At 70.4% G+C, this 16,906-nt stretch carries 17 protein-coding genes and 2 tRNA genes; 8 read left to right on the top strand and 11 right to left on the bottom strand.

Going from position 1 to position 16,906, the window contains the following annotated elements:
* Position 1 precedes the first annotated feature (1 nt).
* Complete coding sequence (locus CFN78_RS04185) at positions 2-865, top strand: fumarylacetoacetate hydrolase family protein (RefSeq protein ID WP_094861236.1); 864 nt, start codon at positions 2-4, stop codon at positions 863-865.
* 199 nt (positions 866-1,064) lie between these two features.
* Here CFN78_RS04185 and CFN78_RS04180 read toward each other — a convergent pair whose 3' ends face one another.
* From CFN78_RS04180 to CFN78_RS04160, 6 genes are all read right to left on the bottom strand, one after another.
* Positions 1,065-1,496, bottom strand: coding sequence for a lasso peptide biosynthesis B2 protein (locus CFN78_RS04180; RefSeq protein ID WP_240519255.1), 432 nt, complete (start codon positions 1,494-1,496; stop codon positions 1,065-1,067).
* Entirely contained in the window at positions 1,493-1,750 is a 258-nt protein-coding gene (locus tag CFN78_RS04175) for a lasso peptide biosynthesis PqqD family chaperone (protein ID WP_094861235.1), read from the bottom strand. Before CFN78_RS04175 ends, CFN78_RS04180 begins: the two co-directional genes overlap by 4 nt.
* A complete protein-coding gene (locus CFN78_RS04170; protein WP_133116282.1) occupies positions 1,747-3,486 on the bottom strand; it encodes an asparagine synthase-related protein in 1,740 nt (579 codons plus the stop codon). The genes CFN78_RS04175 and CFN78_RS04170 overlap by 4 nt, the downstream gene beginning before the upstream one ends.
* A 156-nt stretch (positions 3,487-3,642) precedes the next feature.
* Positions 3,643-3,804, bottom strand: coding sequence for a hypothetical protein (locus CFN78_RS29020; RefSeq protein ID WP_165777437.1), 162 nt, complete (start codon positions 3,802-3,804; stop codon positions 3,643-3,645).
* Positions 3,805-4,271: 467 nt separating this feature from the next.
* Positions 4,272-4,802: a GNAT family N-acetyltransferase gene (locus CFN78_RS04165; RefSeq protein WP_094861233.1), complete on the bottom strand. Its 531-nt coding sequence runs from the start codon at positions 4,800-4,802 to the stop codon at positions 4,272-4,274.
* Between the two features lie 407 nt (positions 4,803-5,209).
* A tRNA-Ile gene (locus CFN78_RS04160) sits at positions 5,210-5,283 on the bottom strand.
* 139 nt (positions 5,284-5,422) lie between these two features.
* Here CFN78_RS04160 and CFN78_RS04155 point away from each other — a divergent pair.
* Positions 5,423-5,899: a YdeI/OmpD-associated family protein gene (locus CFN78_RS04155; protein WP_240519254.1), complete on the top strand. Its 477-nt coding sequence runs from the start codon at positions 5,423-5,425 to the stop codon at positions 5,897-5,899.
* A gap of 22 nt (positions 5,900-5,921) precedes the next feature.
* Here CFN78_RS04155 and CFN78_RS04150 read toward each other — a convergent pair whose 3' ends face one another.
* Positions 5,922-6,740 (bottom strand): IclR family transcriptional regulator, encoded by an 819-nt coding sequence (locus CFN78_RS04150; RefSeq protein WP_094861232.1) that lies wholly within the window; start codon positions 6,738-6,740, stop codon positions 5,922-5,924.
* A gap of 167 nt (positions 6,741-6,907) precedes the next feature.
* On the opposite strand from CFN78_RS04150, the gene CFN78_RS04145 reads away from it, so the two are divergent.
* The 5 genes from CFN78_RS04145 to CFN78_RS04125 all read left to right on the top strand — a co-directional run bounded on the left by CFN78_RS04145 (position 6,908) and on the right by CFN78_RS04125 (position 12,792).
* Entirely contained in the window at positions 6,908-8,020 is a 1,113-nt protein-coding gene (locus CFN78_RS04145; protein ID WP_094861231.1) for a mandelate racemase/muconate lactonizing enzyme family protein, read from the top strand.
* Positions 8,017-9,537 carry an aldehyde dehydrogenase family protein gene (locus CFN78_RS04140; RefSeq protein ID WP_094861530.1) on the top strand — a complete coding sequence of 507 codons (1,521 nt, stop codon included), beginning with the start codon at positions 8,017-8,019 and terminating at the stop codon, positions 9,535-9,537. The genes CFN78_RS04145 and CFN78_RS04140 overlap by 4 nt, the downstream gene beginning before the upstream one ends.
* A 36-nt stretch (positions 9,538-9,573) precedes the next feature.
* Complete coding sequence (locus tag CFN78_RS04135) at positions 9,574-10,749, top strand: iron-containing alcohol dehydrogenase family protein (RefSeq protein ID WP_240519253.1); 1,176 nt, start codon at positions 9,574-9,576, stop codon at positions 10,747-10,749.
* Between the two features lie 128 nt (positions 10,750-10,877).
* Positions 10,878-12,056 carry a cytochrome P450 gene (locus CFN78_RS04130; RefSeq protein ID WP_094861230.1) on the top strand — a complete coding sequence of 393 codons (1,179 nt, stop codon included), beginning with the start codon at positions 10,878-10,880 and terminating at the stop codon, positions 12,054-12,056.
* Positions 12,057-12,204: 148 nt separating this feature from the next.
* Positions 12,205-12,792 carry a GrpB family protein gene (locus CFN78_RS04125; RefSeq protein WP_205660424.1) on the top strand — a complete coding sequence of 196 codons (588 nt, stop codon included), beginning with the start codon at positions 12,205-12,207 and terminating at the stop codon, positions 12,790-12,792.
* Positions 12,793-13,133: 341 nt separating this feature from the next.
* Here the strand turns inward: CFN78_RS04125 and CFN78_RS04120 are convergent.
* A tRNA-Asn gene (locus CFN78_RS04120) sits at positions 13,134-13,206 on the bottom strand.
* 162 nt (positions 13,207-13,368) lie between these two features.
* Here CFN78_RS04120 and CFN78_RS04115 point away from each other — a divergent pair.
* Positions 13,369-13,614 carry a hypothetical protein gene (locus tag CFN78_RS04115; protein WP_094861228.1) on the top strand — a complete coding sequence of 82 codons (246 nt, stop codon included), beginning with the start codon at positions 13,369-13,371 and terminating at the stop codon, positions 13,612-13,614.
* 41 nt (positions 13,615-13,655) lie between these two features.
* Here the strand turns inward: CFN78_RS04115 and CFN78_RS04110 are convergent, their stop codons facing one another.
* From CFN78_RS04110 to dnaG, 3 genes are read right to left on the bottom strand one after another with little or no spacing between them, the layout of a single operon-like run.
* Complete coding sequence (locus CFN78_RS04110) at positions 13,656-14,426, bottom strand: trans-aconitate 2-methyltransferase (protein WP_094861227.1); 771 nt, start codon at positions 14,424-14,426, stop codon at positions 13,656-13,658.
* Between the two features lie 36 nt (positions 14,427-14,462).
* Complete coding sequence (locus CFN78_RS04105) at positions 14,463-14,978, bottom strand: hypothetical protein (protein ID WP_094861226.1); 516 nt, start codon at positions 14,976-14,978, stop codon at positions 14,463-14,465.
* Positions 14,975-16,858, bottom strand: a complete 1,884-nt coding sequence (dnaG, locus tag CFN78_RS04100; RefSeq protein WP_240519252.1) for a DNA primase — start codon at positions 16,856-16,858, stop codon at positions 14,975-14,977. Before dnaG ends, CFN78_RS04105 begins: the two co-directional genes overlap by 4 nt.
* Positions 16,859-16,906: the final 48 nt, after the last annotated feature.

Here is a 16,906-nt window from a genome sequence, read left to right as displayed (position 1 = left end):
CATGCGCCTCGGCAACGTCGCGGGACGGGCCGCGCTGCTCGGCGATCCCGCCGAGGCGCCCGTTTCGGTGGACCTGCACGACGCCTCCGGCGGGCGCTTCGGCCCCGAGGTCCAGTCCTGCTACGAAAACTGGGACGCCCTGCGCGCCTGGCACGCCGGCGCCGAACTGTCACCGGGCCGCCCGATCTCGCCCGACGAACTCGGCCCGCCGGTGCCCGCGCCACGGCAGGTCTTCGCCGTCGGTCTGAACTATCGCGACCACGCGACGGAATCCGGGTTCACCGCGCCGGACACGCCACTGGTGTTCACCAAGTTCCCGTCCTGCGTGACCGGTCCGGTCGGCGCGGTCGAGCTGCCCTCCGACACGGTCGATTGGGAGGTCGAACTCGTCGCCGTCGTTGGGCGCAGGGCTCACCGGGTAGCCGAGCGGGACGGCTGGCAGCACGTGGCGGGTCTGACCGCGGGGCAGGACCTGTCCGATCGCGGGGTGCAACTGGCGGGCGACCCGCCGCAGTTCAGCCTCGGCAAGTCGTTTCCGGGGTTCGCGCCCATCGGCCCTGCCGTGGTGACCGCGGACGAGTTCGCCGACCCGGACGACCTCACGCTCGGCTGCGACCTCGGCGGAGACCCGGTGCAACGCGGCCGCACCCGCGACCTGGTGTTCGGCATCCCGGCGCTGATTGCTGCCCTGTCCCGGATACTGCCCCTGCTGCCCGGCGACCTGTTGTTCACCGGCACTCCCGCCGGTGTAGGCATGGGCCGCACACCGCCGCGTTACCTACGGCCGGGTGAGACGCTGAGGACGTTCGTCGACGGCGTGGGCGAGCTACGGCAGACCTTCACCGCGCCGGACACGCGCCGATGACCGGGAACGGCTCAGTGTCGGCCCGTGGCGAATCATCCCGCTCCCGGCGGCGATAGCAGGAGTTCCCCGGCGCGAGTGACCACGGTGGCGCCAAGCCGGACAGCAGGTGTCCATTGTGGACTGCCCTGGACCGTGGACTTCGACCGTCATCCCGCGGGGTCCTTCGGAGCGACCGCTTCCGCGGGCCGCGCGGGACGGATCAGCCGGCGGATGCGACGGTGATGGTGCGGGTGAAGCCGGTGCCGTTGTCGCTCTCCCCGATGGGGACTCCGTCCACTTCCACCCAGGCATGCGCGTTGAACGGTGGGGTGACGCCCACCCCCGTGCACCAGGTCGGCCAGCGGCCGAGCAGCCGGGAGGTCAGCGCGGCGGCGATGGAGCGCGGCAGACACGCCTTGTGCGCGTTCAGCGCCAGACTGCTGGACAACACCGACCGCAGGGCCTCGTCCGCCTCCTCCGCGGTCGCGGGCCGGGCCCGGCCACGCAGCGCCGTCATCACCTGTTCCGAGCGGTAGGGCGAAAGCAAAGTCAATCCGCGGGCGAGGCAGATCGCCAGCCTGGTGCCGATCCAGAGTGCCGGGCGCCGACGGCGCATCCGTTCGTGCCACGGGATCATGATGTTGACGCTCATCGCCGCAGCACTCCGGCCGCGCGCCACTGCGCCAGCAGTGCGGTCACGTCCTGCCTGGCGCGCCCGGCGTCCACGTCGAAGGCCGTGACGACACGCTGTACCGCGTCGTCGACCGAACCACCTGCTTCGAGCGCATCGGCCACCAGCACGGCAGTCGGGTTCAACTGCCAGTACCGGCTCTTCTTCTTGTCCAGCACCACGGCCCCGTACTCGGTGCGGGTGTAGCTCACGTGTTTCGCGAAAACCGCGCTCATGTGCGCACGCTCCTTTCTGGCGTCGGCGTTGCCCCGGTGGGTGTCGCGGAGCGCGCCCACAGTTCCGCGGCCACCGTGTCTCCGAGGCCGTTCTCCGCCGTCCCCTCGGACAACGGCGACAGGCTGACCCTGCGCAGTTCCCCGGTGTCCACCAAACCCAGTTCGCCGAGTACCGAGTCGTCCCACAGCGAGGCCAGCGCCTCGCGTTCCTGCCGCAGTCCGGCGTTCAGCGCGCCCTCTCCGGTGGCTTTGGTCCGGCGCCGGGTCATCTCCTCGGGCACCACCCCGCGCATCGCCGCGGCGAGCAACGGCTTGTAGGCGAACGGTGTCGAACGATCCCGCAGCCGGACGGATCTGGCGGCGTCGACGACCTGGTCGTCGAAGTAGGGAGTGGCGAACGTGACGCCGTGGCGGCGGGCGACATCGCGCCAGCCGGGTATTTCCCGCGTGACGAGTTCGGTGGCGTCCAGTTCGATGTGTTCGCCGCGGTTGTCCGCCAGCGGCGGCGTGTCGGCGGCTCCGGCCACCGCCTCGGTCACCAACTCACGGGTGGTACCGGTGATCCAGGACGGCACCCTGGGCGGATAGCACCACGCCAGTACCACCGTGTTGAACGTGATCGGGTCGGTGTTCGCCAGGTCCATGGCACGCATCGTGTCGCCGAAGGAACTCCGGTCGGCCAACGCCGGCAACAACTCCCGCCAGCGCCAGGAGAACAACGCGCGGTAACCGCGGATGTGCCGCAACCACAACAGCGGATGGCGCGGCAACGGCGAGTGATAGTGCGCGGCCTGTCCGAGAAAGAGATGGTCGCCGCCAAGGCCGTTCAGGTGCAGTCGCGAGCCGCGCTCGGCCATGCCGCGCAGCGCGGAGAAGATCCGTTTGCGGTGCATCGACAGTTCGGTCGGCCCGTCGAAGGCGACCTGCTCGTCGAGAAGGCCTTCGTAGAAGGGCGGTCGGTCGGCTCCGCTGAACACGGTGTGCTCGACGCCCGGCAGGTGAGCGGCGGCGGTGCGCGCCCAGCGCAGATCGTCGCAGTTCTCCGGGTTGTCCGAGCCCGTGCAGACCAGCAGGTGCTGTGGGTCGAGTTCGCGTGCGGCGAGGAAGACCAGCGAGGTCGAGTCCAGGCCGCCGGAGAGATCGGCGCTGACACGGTCGACTCCGCCGGTACGCAGCGCGACGGCGCGTTCGAGGGCCGCGCGTACCGCGGTCGCGCCCTCGGCCAGCGGAATCTCGGCGCGGGGCGGACGGTGCCAGCGCACCGTGCGTGGTGCGTTCCCTTCGGCCGACACCAGGTGGTGTCCCGGACGGACCGGGTGCACCCCGGTCCACAGCGGACGGTCCCCGAGGGGATACGGCGTCGGCGTGATCAACCGAGTGGCCAGGCCGACCCGATCGATCGGCGCGCCGGTGAGCCTGGCCAGTGCGGCGGCCCGGTCCGAGGCGACGGTCATCCCGGCGTACTCGGTGTGGAACATCCGTCGCGTGCCGTAGGCGGTACCCCGCGACCAGATTCGGTGGCCGACCGAAGCGATGACGTGGAAATCCCCCGCCCATTGCCGGGTAAGCCGCACCGGCTCGCCACTCGAATCCCAGGCGGCCAGCGCGGCGCGCAGTTCGACGTCGGTGGCGGAGGTGAGACCGATGACCGCCAGCGCGTCCGTGCCGCTGCGCACCACCCGCAGTTCGCCGTCCCACCGGCCGATCAGCCACGGGCGACCGGACGCGTGTCGCACGGTTTCGACGTCCTGCGCCGCAAGCGAAGGATGGTGGAGCACGGTATCGCCGTGCCCAGTGTCCGGAAGGACGACAAAGAACGGCGTACCGTGCTCCACCACGTTGATCTCACTTTCCGTTCGCGGGAACGATCAGCTCATCCTCCACGGCACGGACTACTTGATGCCGTGGGTCGTTCCCGGCTCGATGGGTGCGGCCGCGAAGGCGCCCGTCTCGGCACGGAAAGAGCCCATGTCCTGGAATGATGGCGGCTCGTATGCCTCGGTCTCGGACACGGCGTTCGAATTGTCGACGTGGTCTGTTGAGATGTTGTGCACGACGGCTCCCTCATTTCTCAATCGTCGAATGGTCCAGCCGACGCCAGTCCAACATAGCGCCCGCAAACCGTGCAACTCACGGACGGTCACAAGGCTTGACAAGAAGCACTGGCCAGCCTGTTCATAGAAATTATATAGCTATTTGATTAACTGACGGCCCGTGTTCGACGTTGTCCGGCGGTTAATTTCTCGGATATCCGCATTGGCCGCGTCCGGCCGAGGCTAAGGGTTGGCAACGGTTGTTCCAGCCGTTGATGCCAGCTGGGATCTTGAAAGTCAGGATCGCATGCGGAGCAGAAGGGGCCACCGCAGGCGACCCGGCCGCGGATTCGCCGCCGGCCAGTCCCGAACCCGGCTCGCTGTGCACCACACGACGAGCCGGCGCCGGCGACACGGCTCACTCGGCCAGCAGACCCCGGTCGTCAACACCAGGGCGCCGGGCATACGGATCCACCATCGGGCGCCGTTCACAACTCTCGAACGGCCAGCAGACTGCGGCCGTGGACAGAGTCGGGCTCCACCCGGCCCGTTTCGCGGAACCCGAGCTTCTCCAGGACCCGTCGCGACGCGACATTCCAGTCCCAGACCGTCGCCCACAACCGCCGGTAGCCCGCCTCGCTCGCCCAGACGACCATCGCCCTGCTTGCTTCAGTTGCGTAACCGCAACCGTGAGCCGCACGCAGCAACTCGTAGGCCAACTCAGGCTCGTCGGGCGATGCGCTCTCATGAAAGATCAAGCCGCAGTACCCGATGACGTCGGCCGTGCCCTTCCGTTCCACCGCCAGAATTCCTGAGCCCGAATTCTCACGTTCCGCGCGCACCTCTGCCGCGATGTCCTCCACGGTCGGCCTGCCCTCAAGATCCATCCGCCGATGCGGCGGCACCCGCGGATCCCGTTCAGTCCACAGCCGGTGATAGACGGCAGCCTCGCCCACTCTGCGTCGCCGAAGGGTGAGGCGCTCGGTCTCCACGGTTTCCGGAACGGACGCCAGCGACATGCCGGCATTGTCTCAGGGGACGCCCTCGACGAATCAATCGCAATTTGCGCGTCGACCCGGTTTCCGTGCTTGGGTTTCCAGCCAGTTCGACAAACACGGGCAGCTTCCAGTTTCCCACGCTTCGTGAAAACAACGTCGAGATCTGCCAGGAGCGTTCCTCACGCGGATGCGGAGGCCAGTCGGCGACCCGGGCGCCACGATGCCCGAGTAGACGCGCACCTGTAGCGAGCTGCCACGCCTGCGGATGTTGTCCCGCTCCTGACGGTCAGCGGGCTCTGGCGAACGGGGTCATGAACTCATGCGTCCGACGTCAACCGGGCGCACGTCAACGAGCAGTCCATGGACAGAACCGCGGAGATGCGGCCATCAGTGATCTTGCGTGTCGTTATATTGCCTGCTCAGAACTGTGGGCCGGGCGGGGCTCGAACCCGCGGCCAAGGGATTATGAGTCCCCTGCTCTGACCAACTGAGCTACCGGCCCCGTCGCGTCCGGCCGTGGGCGGTGTGGCGAACGTCGCCCCCCGCGGATCGCGGCGTTGAACCTACCCCATCCGGCGCGAACGCCCGTGCACTGGTCACCGGTGTGTAACCGATCCGGACGGTGCGGCGACCTACCGGTCATGACGACGACGGGGGCGCTGCCGATGAGGTTCCGGACGACCGTGGTGCTGGGCGGGAAGACGGCGACCGGGCTGCGGGTGCCGGACGAGGTGGTGCGGACGCTGGACGCGGGCAGGCGCCCGGCCGTGACGGTCACCGTGGGCGGCCACACCTATCGCAGCACGATCGCCTCGATGGGTGGGGAGTTCATGTTGCCGCTCAGCGCGGAAAACCGGGCGGGTGCCGGCGTGGCGGCGGGCGACGAGGTGGACGTGGAGCTTGCGCTGGATTCCGCGCCGCGCGAGGTGACGGTGCCGCCGGACTTCGCCGAGGCGCTGGACGCCGTGCCGGAGGCCCGCCGCTTCTTCGACGGCCTGCCGTACAGCCAGCGGCGCTGGTTCGTGCTGGACGTCGAGGAGGCGAAGAAGCCGGAGACGCGACTGCGCCGGATCGACAAGGCCGTCGCCCGGCTTCGTGAGGGACGCGGGCAGCGCTGAGTCGCGCGCACCGCCCTCCCGCTCAGGTCGGTTTCGACGCGGGCGGCGGGGGCGCCGTGTCCCAGCCCAACTGTGCGGAGACCGCCGCGGCCGCCGTGCGGGCCGCTTCCCCGGCCGCGGCGAGCCGGTGACCGAGCCTGCCCCGTGGCGCGGAGACGTTCAGCGCGGCGATCACCCTCCCGCGAAAGTCACGCACCGGCGCGGATACGCCCACCAGCCCGGCCTCGAACTCCTCGCGCACAGTGGCGTAACCGTCCCGTTCACCCTCGCGCACCCGCGCCCACAGTTCCGGCAGGGAACGCACCCGCGATGCCGCGCAGGCGGCACCGAGGTCGGTCTCCGGGCCGAAGCGGACGTACAGCTCGTCCGGCGTCGCGTCGAGCAGCAGCACCCGGCCTGCCGAGGTGCAGGCCACCGGCACCCCGCGCCCCTCCCAGCCGTGCACCCGGAACGAGTGCCCGGACACCGACAGCAGGGTCAGCACCTGCGTATCGCGCAGCACGCACAGGTGGACGGTCTCCTCCAGGCCGGCCGACAGGTCCCGCATGACGGGCTCGGCGACGCGCAGCAGCCTGCTTTCCACCGTGCGCGACACCAGCGAGAACAGCCGCCAGCCGAGCCGGTATTCGAGGGTGTCCGGATCGCGTTCGACGATCCCCTCGTCGGCAAGTGCCCGCAGTACCCGCGACACCTGGCTCTTGTCCCGGCCGACGAGCTCGGCGATCCGCACGACGCCGAGGCCACCGGCCCGCTGGGCCTCGGCGGAGGCCAGCGCCTCCAGCAGTTCGATGTCGCGGCGCAGTCCGTGCCCCGGTGACCGGGGCCCGCCCGGGACCGTCATGGGCGCAGCGTAAACCACCGGGCCCGCCGGTTGGCCTCAGTGCAACGCTGGTCTCGATCACCCGGATTCCCTTGCACCGCAGCCCTTCGCCTTTTTAGGTTCGGTTGGGCGGACGGCAGGTCCGCCTCGCTGACGCAGCTTGGAGCCGCCATGTTCCCGTATCGCCGATGAAGATCACCGACATCACCTCCGACCAGCTGCGGCTGGACCTGGACCCGCCGTTGCGTGCGGCGTGGGACCCGGAGCCGCGCAGGCACTTCGACGCGACGATCGTGCGCGTGCACACCGACGAGGGCATCACCGGGATCGGCTCCGGCGACACGATGGCCGGGCTGGAGTCGGTGGCGCCGCTGTTCGTGGGCGAGGATCCGTGCGCGATCGTCCGGCACGTCAAGGCCATCGAGAGCGCCAACTTCCACGGCGCGTACTACTGGCCGCTGGAGGCCGCACTGTGGGACATCATCGGCACCGTCGCGGGCCTGCCGGTGTCGGCGCTGTTCGGCAACGCCGCGTCCTCCCTGCCCGCCTACGCCTCCTCGGCGGAACTCAAGGCACCCGCGGAGCGGGTGGAGACGGCGCTGCACGCACGCGAGGTGGGTTTCCGCGCGATGAAGATCCGCATCGACGGTGACCGCACGGCCGAGGGTGTCGCCACGGTCGCCGCGGTGCGCGAGGCGCTGGGCCCGGATTTCGACATCATGGTGGACCTGAACCAGTCCTGGCGGATGGCGGGCGACACCGCCGAGGCCACCGATCTCGCGGCCACCCGCAGGCTGGTGCGGCGGCTGGCCGAACTGGACGTGTTCTGGGTGGAGGAACCCCTCCCCTACGCCGATCTCGACGGTTTCCGCACCTTGCGCGCCGAGAATCCGGGCGTCCGCATCGCCGGTGGCGAGATGCACCACTCGATGCCGGAACTGCTGCGCTATCTGGAGAACGACGTACTCGACGTGTACCAGCCGGACGTGGTGCTGGCGGTGGGCATGCACCGTGCCCGCACCCTGGCCGAACTCGCGCAGCTCAAGCACCGCCGGTTCACTCCGCACTCCTGGACCAACGGGATCGGCGTGCTCGCCAACCTGCATGTGGCCGCCGGGGTGGGCGGCGGGCCGTACTTCGAGTTCCCGTTCGACCCGCCCGGCTGGACGCCCGAGCGGCGCGATTTCATGCTCGCCGAACCGCTCACGATCGGCGCCGACGGGCACCTGCACGTGCCCCAGCGGCCCGGTCTGGGGATCGAACTGGACACCGAGGCCGTCGAGCGATGGAGGATCCGATGACCGAGGCACAGGCGGACCCCGGTGTCCGCGAGTACGAGCGGCGCCGGGCGGCCGCGGCCCTGATCGCGCCGGAGACCCGGCCGTTCGTCGACGGCCGGTTCACCGGCACCGTCTCGGGGGAGACGTTCACCTCCACCTCGCCGCGGGACGGTTCGGTGGTGGCCGAGGTCGCCGCCTGCGGGGCCGAGGACGTCGACCGTGCCGTGCGGGCCGCCCGCGCCGCCTTCGACGACGCCCGCTGGCGGGGCACCGCCCCGAAGGAACGTAAGCGGGTGATGTTGCGGTGGGCCGAACTGATCCGTGAGCACGCCGGGGAACTGGCTCTGCTGGACACCCTGGAGATGGGCAAGCCGCTCGGTGAGGCAGGCCGGGTGGACGTGGCCGGTGCGGCCGAGACGATCGCCTGGTACCCGGAGACGATCGACAAGACCTACGACCGGATCGCACCCGCGCCCGCCGACGCGCTGGCGCTGATCACCCGGGAACCACTCGGGGTGGTCGGGGCGGTGGTGCCGTGGAACTACGCGCTGCTCATCGCGTCCTGGAAGCTGGCGCCGGCGATCGCCACCGGCAACTCCGTGGTGCTCAAGCCGGCCGAACAAACCTCCCTGGCCGCGCTCGTGCTGGCCAGGCTGGCGACCGAGGCCGGGCTCCCGGACGGGGTGCTCAACGTCGTCCCCGGCATCGGCGAGGTCGCCGGGCAGGCACTCGGGCGGCATCCGGACGTGGACAAGATCGCGTTCACCGGCTCGGCCGAGGTGGCACGGTCGTTCCAGGTCTACGCGGGACAGTCCAACGGCAAGCAGGTGGCCGTGGAGGCGGGCGGCAAGTCTCCGCAGCTCGTGCTGCCGGACGCGGACATCGCCGCGGCCGCGTCCGCGGTGGCGTGGGGGATCTTCTACAACGCCGGGCAGACCTGCAACGCCGGTTCCCGGGTGATCGTGCACGAGTCGGTCCGGGAACAACTGCTCGCCGAGGTCGTCGCCGTCACCGAACGGACCTTCCGGGTCGGTGATCCGCTCGATCCGGCCACCACGATGGGCCCGATCGTCGACCGGACGCAGCTCGCGCGGATTCTCAGTTACGTCGAGACGGGACGTGCCGAGGGCGCCACCGTCGTCCTCGGCGGGGAACGGATCCTCGACGACACCGGCGGTACCTACCTCGGCCCCACGATCCTCGACGGGGTGCGCAACTCCGATGTGGTTGCGCGAGAGGAGATCTTCGGGCCGGTGCTGTCGGTGATCGGTTTCGACGGCGGCACCGAGGAGGGCGTGCGGCTGGCGAACGACACGGACTTCGGGCTGGTCGCCTCGGTGTGGACCCGTGACGTCACCACGGCCCACCGGACGGCGGCGCTGCTGCGCGCCGGGACGGTCTGGGTGAACACCTTCGACGCCAGCGACGTGATCACCCCGTTCGGCGGGTTCAAAGCCACTGGCGCCGGGCGGGACAAATCACTGCACGCACTGGACGCCTACACCGCGTTGAAGACGACCTGGCTCGATCTGAGCTGACCGGCCCCTGCCCCCGTACGGAAAGCGAGTCCCGAGGTGAACGACGGCATCGGCGGTGCAGGCGCGGCGGAGCAGCGTCTGAGCATCGACGCGGGCGGCCGGACGGAGTTCGGTGCCGGGCTGGTCACGGCGATACCGGAGTTCGTGGCCCAGGCCGGGGACCAGCGCGCCCTCGTGGTGACCGACGCCGGCCTGCTGGCGGTGGGCATCGTGGACAGGGTGACCGCGGCGCTGACGCGGGCGGGAATGGAACACCTCGTCCACGCCGACATCGGGGCGAACCCGTCCACCGACGAGGTCGACCGGGGAGCGGAGGTGGCGCGCTCGTTCGGACGGGCCGCGGTCGTCGCGGTCGGCGGCGGCTCGCCGCTGGACGCCGCCAAGGCGATCTCGCTGCTGGCGGGCAATCCCGGTGCCACCGCGGCGGGCATCGGCGGCGAGGCCGATCCGGCGGCGGGCTGGCCGTTGATCGCCGTGCCCACGACCTCCGGGACCGGTGCGGAGACCAACGGATTCGGCGTGATCGAAGACGCCTGCGCCCGCCGGAAGGTCTACATAGGACACTCGTCGGTCCGGCCACGGGTGGCCGTGCTGGACCCGGAACTGACGATCGGTCTCCCGGCGCACGTCACGGCCGCGACCGGTATCGACGCGCTCGTCCACGGTGTCGAGTCGCTCGCCTCCCGTGGCGCCAACGTCGTCTCCGCCGCCTACGCCGCGCGGGCGGTGACCGTTCTCGGCCACTGGCTGCCCGCCGTGCACCGGGACGGGCGGGACCTGGAGGCGCGGGCACAGGTCATGCTCGGCGCGCATCTCGCCGGGCGGGCCCTGACCATCTCCGGACTGGGACTGGTGCACGGCATCGGGCACGCCCTGACCGCGCACACCGGAACCCCGCACGGGGTGGCGCTGGCCGCGGTTCTGGACCGGGTGCTGGAGTTCAACGCACCGGCCGCCGCCGCGGCGTTCGAGGAGACGGCCAGGGCGCTGCGCGTCGCACCGTCCGATGTGGACTGGACGGGTGCGGCGCTGGCCGCGGTGCGGGAGATCGGCGGGACGCTGGGAGTGGCGCGGCCGTTGCGTGCGCTCGGCGCGACCGCGGACCTGCTGCCCCGGATCGCCGAGTCCGCCGTGGCGGATCCGGTCACCGGAAACAATCCGCGCGCGGTGACCGTGGCGGACGTACTGGCGATCCTGCGATCCGTGTTCTGATCGGTAGCGGATCGGGCAAGAACGGTCGAGCAGCTGGATTCCCGCGGGACGTTCTGGCAGGTTCGACCCGGCGTCGGTGGTGTTGCGTCGCCGCAGGTGCGCGCCCGATCCCGTACGAGGAGGAATCTTTGACCGCGATTCCCGTCAGCGACGTCGACCTGTATACCGAGCAGGCACGTATCGACCCCTACGGGATCTACTCCGAGCTTCGCGCGCTCGGCCCCGTCGTGCATCTGTCCCGCTACGACCTGTACGCGTTGCCCCGCTACGACGAGGTACGTGCCGCCCTGATGGACTGGCAGACGTTCTCCTCGGCGCGCGGGGTGTTCGTCGATCCGGACGTGAATGCCCGGCTGGAAGGGATCACACTGTGCAGTGACCCGCCCGAGCACACGGCGATGCGTTCGGTCCTGGGGCGACCGCTGCGCCCGGATCAGATGCGCGAGGTGAGCCCACGGATCGAGGCGGAGGCCGACCGGATCGTCGAGCGGCTGGCCGGTCAGGGCGGCTTCGAAGTCGTCACGGAGCTGGCGGAGTACCTGCCCATGACCGTGGTGTCGGACCTGGTAGGGCTGCCCGAGCACGGGCAGGCGAAGATGCTGGAGTGGGCAGCGGCCATCTGGAACACCCAGGGCCCCGCCGACGACCGGGCCGCCGCGGCGGGGCCTGCCGTCGAGGAATTCATGGCGTTCGCCACGAATGACGCCGTGCCAGGCAAAATCACTCCCGGCGGCTGGGCGGACCAGCTCTACGAGGCCGCCGACCGCGGCGAGATCCCGCACGACAAGTGCCCGGTGATGATGCTCGACTACGTCACCCCCAGCCTGGACACCACGATCCTCGCGATCGCCAACGTCGTCGCGCTGTTCGCCAGGAACCCCCACCAGTGGGACCTGCTGCGCGAGGACCGTTCGCTGATCCCGCACGCGATCAACGAATCACTACGCCTGGAAACCCCGGTCCCCCAGTTCAGCCGGGTACTCACCCAGGACCACGAGATCAGCGGAACCCCGCTGGCCGCGGGCTCCCGGGTCGCACTGCTCTATGCCTCCGCCAACCGCGACGAACGCCAGTACCCCGACCCGACGCGCTTCGACATCACCCGCCGCCCGTCGGACCATCTCGCCTTCGGACGGGGCGAACACGTATGCGTCGGCATGCACCTCGCCCGGCTGGAAATGAGCGCCCTCCTGGAAAGGCTCGCCGACCGGGTCGCCCGCTTCGAGATCAAGGACAGCCGGTCGATGATCAACAACGGTCTGCGCGGATTCGACTACCTGGAGGTGGCCGTCGAGTCCGTGCCCTGACCCTGGTGGCCCAGCGGCCACACGTCATCGGCCGGCTCAGGCATCGCCGTGCGTCGTGCCAGCGGTGCCCGGGCGGACCCGTCCCTCACGTCGCGTCGCCCGCAACAGAGAAATTTGCTCCCGGTGGGCCTCTGCTACGTTGACGCGGGTGCCCACCTCCGAGGAGATCACCCGACACCATGATCCCGATCCGGCCGAGAACCCGTGGGTGAACGGGCCCCCACCGCCGGAGACGGTATCGATCGTCGCCTACGACTCCGAGTGGCCGCACCGCTACCAGGCCGCAGCGTCGGAAATCCGCGCGGCGCTCGGCTCGGCGGTGGTGGACCTCCAGCATGTCGGGTCGACCTCCGTCGAAGGACTGGCCGCCAAGGACGTCATCGACATCGACCTGACCGTGGCCGACCCCCGCGAGGAGGAGCTGTATCTCCCTTCGCTCACGCGGATCGGTTACGTCCTCACGGTTCGGGAGCCGTCCTGGCACGAACACCGGTGCCTGAGGCTGGACGAGCCCCGCGTGAACCTGCACGTGTTCGGGCCGGAGTGCCCGGAGGTCATCCGGCACCGCATGTTCCGCGACTGGCTGCGTGCCCATCCCGAGGAACGCGCGCGGTACGAGGACGCGAAACGAGCCGCGGTCCCCGGGGGCGGGCGCGTGATGGATTACAACGCGCGCAAGCAGGAGACCATACGCGCGATCTATGACCGCCTTTTCCGTGCGGCGGGAATGCTGTAAGTACCCGGACAACGGCCGCACTCGGTGCATGCTTGACGCCGGCAGCGTGTTCTCGTGCGCCCTGACGCCGCCCTCGATATCGGCGGCTTGCACCCGGTTCACCAGACACGACTCGCCGGTCCCATCACGATCCGTCGTGTCGCGCACGAGCCACGGCACGGGGGCGCCACCGCGACACACGCCGACGGACGCCACTCATCGCGCTTACGTTCCCAACTCGCGGATGGTCTCGTCACGCCGGAGGCGATGTGGAGCGGCTAGGTTTTTGGACAGTTTGTGGTCAATTTGGCCTTCTGCGTTCGGGCACAAAAAAGCCCAGGCCGTGTGGCCTGGGCTTTTTGCTCCCCCGGTTGGACTCGAACCAACAACCCTCCGGTTAACAGCCGAATGCTCTGCCAATTGAGCTACAGGGGAATGCTGCTGCGGTGCGACCGTGGCCGTGCCGACTGGAGAAGACTCTAACGCATGCCCGGGCGGTGCCATCGAGGGGCCCCGGCCCTGTGCGTCCCGGGCGGGCGCGCCACGGGTGAGCGACAATGGGCGATCAGTTCCACTACCGATGAGGAGGCCGGGAGCATGAAAACCTTCCTGCTGGGAGCGGCCGCGGGTTACGTGCTGGGCGCGCGCGCCGGGCGGGGGCGGTACGAGCAGATCGTCCGCACCTACCGCAAGGTCGCCGACCATCCCGCCGTCCAGGGTGCCGCGGGGATCGCCAGGGCCAAGGTGGGCGAGAAGATCGGTGACGCGCTGCCGGTCACCCGCAAGGTCGCCGCGCACGGCGCGAACGGTCACCAGCGCAACGCCGACGCTCGCCCGCGCTGATCCCCGCGCGCCCCGTCGCCGTCGTGGCGCCGGACGCGATGTCATCCCGCCGCTGTCCGGGCGACGGCGAACACCCGCCGGAACGGGAACCAGGTGGAGCCGTCCGGCCGGCGCGGATAAGCCCGCGCCAGCCGGGGCGCGAGCTGTTCCCGGAAGCGCTGCCAGCCCGCGTCGTCCAGGGCGGATCTGATCGGGCGCAGGGCCGTCCCGGAGATCCACTCCAGCACGGCGTCCGGCCCGGTCAGCCGCTGGACGTAGGTGGTCTCCCAGGCGTCGACCGCGCACCCGGCCGAGGCGAGCAGTTCGGCGTAGTCCGCCGGAGCGTCGACGACCCGGTCCTCGCGTAGCGGCAGGCCCGCCAGCGCGACCGCCCATTCGGGTGAGCGGGCCAGGTCGCCGACCAGCTCGTGCGAGGGGGCGGCGAAGTTGCCCGGCATCTGCACGGCGAGCCAGGCCCCCGCGGGCAGCACGCCCGCCCAGTGGCGCAGCAGGGCGCGGTGTTCCGGAACCCATTGCAGTACGGCGTTGGAGATCACCACGTCGGTGTCGGGCTCCGGCGTCCAGTCCTGCACGCGGCACCGCCGGGCATCGACGCCGGCGTCGATGGCGGCGGCCACCATCTCGGGCGACTCGTCGAACGCCTCGACGGCCGCCCCTGGCCAGCGGGCGGCGAGCCCGGCAGTCAGGTGGCCAGGACCGCAGCCGAGGTCGACCACCCGGCGCGGCGACTCGGCGGGCACCCTGGCAAGCAGGTCGTGGAAGGGCCGGGCCCGTTGCCCGGCGAAGTCCAGGTACTTGTCGGGATCCCACACAGGCGCCTCCAGCCGACTCACAGTACGAACGTACTGCTAATCCTGCGCGGTAGCCATCCGCTCCGCCACGTCCACCGCGATCTCGGCCACCAGGCCCGGGTCGGTGCCCCGGTCCGGCCGGGCCTGCAACACGGCGCCGTCCCGGCCGGGCACCTTGCGCAGCACGAACCACGCACCACCGCCGCCGGGCAGCTCCTGCCGGTGCCGGACCCGGATCGACCCGTCGACGCGGGCGCGGACGAGTTGCGGGAGCTTGCCGGGGCTGCGCACGCCGAACCGCACCGGCGGCAGGTCGGTCAGCAGCACCGCCGCCCCGGCCCGCCCGGACTCCTCCGCCTCGGTCACCGTCATCGTCCCCTCGCCCCACGCCACCTTGGCGAGGAGGTGCCAGCCGATCCGGCGCGGGCCCGGAACCCACAGACCCAGCGCGGTCACGGCCAGGTGCCCGCCGCCGTCGACCTCCGCGGCCGCGAGCACGTGCTCCTCGCCGTCGAGCAGCCCGGTGAGGGACTCCGGTGCCCGATCGCCGAACAGTCGCCCCAACCAGCTCATTCCAGTCCTCCGCCCGCCTGTTCCCGCAGGGCCTTGCGGTACTGCTCGAGGGCGACCAGGTCGCCGAAGAGCGCCCGGTACTCCTCCGGCGCCTCGACCGGCGAGAGCCGCTGCAATTTCGACTTCAGGTCCGCGATCTGCCGCCCCACCAGGTTCTCCTGGACCGCGGCCAGCACGCTGGAGATGTAGCGCAGGTCCGCCTCTCCCCTGGCGCGCAGGCTCTCCACCGCCAGTTCGGACAGCAACGACTGCACCGTCCCTTGTGGACAGTTCTGCGAGGCGGCCTCCAGCAGACCGGGGCCGGACAGCCCGGACCCGGTTCCCCCGGCCGCCAGGATGGCGGAGTGCACCATCACGTAGGCGGGATGGGTGAACGCGTCCTCAGGCAGCGAGTCGTAGAGCGGACCCGCCAGTGCGGGCTCCTGCAGGGCCGCCTTCAACGCCTCGCGCTGCGCCCGGAGCTGCGGGTCGGCCGCGGACGGACGGGTGATGTCCTCGTCCGGGCCCGGCCGCTGTGCCGTCCGGCGAACCGGCGCCCGCTTCGACGGTGAGCCCGCTTCCTCCCGCACCCGGCGCACCACCATCGATTCGTCCGGCCAGCCGACCCACCAGGACAGTTTGGTGGCGTAGCCGTCGCGCTTGGCCCGGTCCTTGATCCGCGCCACCACCGGCACCGTGCGCTGCAGCGCGGCCACCTGCCCGTCGACGGAATCCAGGTCGTACTCGACGAGCATGCTGCGGATGGCGAACTCGAACAGCGGCGTCCGGCGCGCCACCAGGTCGCGCACCGCCGTGTCGCCCTTGGCCAGCCGCAGTTCGCAGGGGTCCATGCCGTCCGGGGCCACGGCGATGTAGGTCTGCCCGGCGAAGGTCTGGTCCCCCTCGAACGCCTTGAGCGCCGCCTTCTGCCCCGCCGCGTCGCCGTCGAAGGTGAAGATCACCTCGCCGCGGAACGCGTCGTCGTCCATCAGCAGCCTGCGCAGCAGCTTCATGTGCTCGTCGCCGAACGCGGTGCCGGAGGAGGCGACCGCGGTGGGCACCCCGGAGGCATGCATGGCCATCACATCGGTGTAGCCCTCGACGACGACGACCTGGTGCCGCTTGGAAATCTCGCGCTTGGCCAGGTCGAGACCGAACAGCACCTCGGACTTGCGGTAGACCGGGCTCTCACTGGTGTTCAGGTACTTGGCCTGGATCGGATCGTCGTCGAACAGCCTGCGCGCGCCGAAACCGACCACATCCCCGGCGAGGTCGCGGATCGGCCAGACCAGCCTGCGGTGGAAGCGGTCGATCGGGCCGCGCCTGCCCTCCTTCGATATCTGCGCCTTGTACAGCTCGGTCAGCTCGAACCCCTTGTTCAGGAGCACCTTGGTGAGCTTGTCCCAGCCCGACGGCGCGAAACCGCAGCCGAAGGTCTGCGCCGCGGCCGAGTCGAAACCGCGGTCCCTGAGGAAGTCGCGGGCGACCTGGGCGTCGGGGATGAGCAACTGCTCGGCGTAGAACTCCTGGGCGGCCTTGTTGATCTCGGCCAGCCGCGCGCGGGTGCCGCGATCGCGCTGCACACTGCCGCCGCCGCCCTCGTAGGTGAGCTTGTAGCCGATGCGGTCGGCCAGCCTCTCCACCGCTTCGACGAAGCTGAGCTTCTCGTACTGGGTGAGGAACTTGATGACGTCGCCGCCCTCGCCACAGCCGAAGCAGTGGAAGGTGCCGTGTGTCGGCCGTACGTTGAACGAGGGGGTCTTCTCCTCGTGGAACGGGCAGAGCCCCTTGAGCGCTCCGCCGCCCGCGCGCCGCAGCGCCACGTAGTCACCCACGACCTCGTCGATCCGGTTGCGCTCACGCACCTCGGCGATGTCGCTGTCCCGGATCCGTCCTGCCACGTACCCGAGTCTAGTGCTCGCCCTCGGACCCCGGACGGGGCCGTGGAT

Origin of the sequence: Amycolatopsis antarctica (assembly GCF_002262875.1) — a bacterium.
Classification (GTDB): Bacteria; Actinomycetota; Actinomycetes; order Mycobacteriales; family Pseudonocardiaceae; genus Amycolatopsis; species Amycolatopsis antarctica.
The sequence above is the reverse complement of the archived record's forward strand: the minus strand, read 5'-3'. Positions and strand labels throughout refer to the sequence as shown.

What these genes read in the sequence shown, in the direction of transcription:
- CFN78_RS04185 (WP_094861236.1), top strand. Translation starts at nt 2, where the DNA reads ATGCGCCTCGGCAACGTCGCGGGACGGGCCGCGCTGCTCGGCGATCCC.
- CFN78_RS04180 (WP_240519255.1), bottom strand. Translation starts at nt 1,496, where the DNA reads ATGAGCGTCAACATCATGATCCCGTGGCACGAACGGATGCGCCGTCGG.
- CFN78_RS04175 (WP_094861235.1), bottom strand. Translation starts at nt 1,750, where the DNA reads ATGAGCGCGGTTTTCGCGAAACACGTGAGCTACACCCGCACCGAGTAC.
- CFN78_RS04165 (WP_094861233.1), bottom strand. Translation starts at nt 4,802, where the DNA reads ATGTCGCTGGCGTCCGTTCCGGAAACCGTGGAGACCGAGCGCCTCACC.
- CFN78_RS04155 (WP_240519254.1), top strand. Translation starts at nt 5,423, where the DNA reads ATGACGACGACGGGGGCGCTGCCGATGAGGTTCCGGACGACCGTGGTG.
- CFN78_RS04150 (WP_094861232.1), bottom strand. Translation starts at nt 6,740, where the DNA reads ATGACGGTCCCGGGCGGGCCCCGGTCACCGGGGCACGGACTGCGCCGC.
- CFN78_RS04145 (WP_094861231.1), top strand. Translation starts at nt 6,908, where the DNA reads ATGAAGATCACCGACATCACCTCCGACCAGCTGCGGCTGGACCTGGAC.
- CFN78_RS04140 (WP_094861530.1), top strand. Translation starts at nt 8,017, where the DNA reads ATGACCGAGGCACAGGCGGACCCCGGTGTCCGCGAGTACGAGCGGCGC.
- CFN78_RS04115 (WP_094861228.1), top strand. Translation starts at nt 13,369, where the DNA reads ATGAAAACCTTCCTGCTGGGAGCGGCCGCGGGTTACGTGCTGGGCGCG.
- CFN78_RS04105 (WP_094861226.1), bottom strand. Translation starts at nt 14,978, where the DNA reads ATGAGCTGGTTGGGGCGACTGTTCGGCGATCGGGCACCGGAGTCCCTC.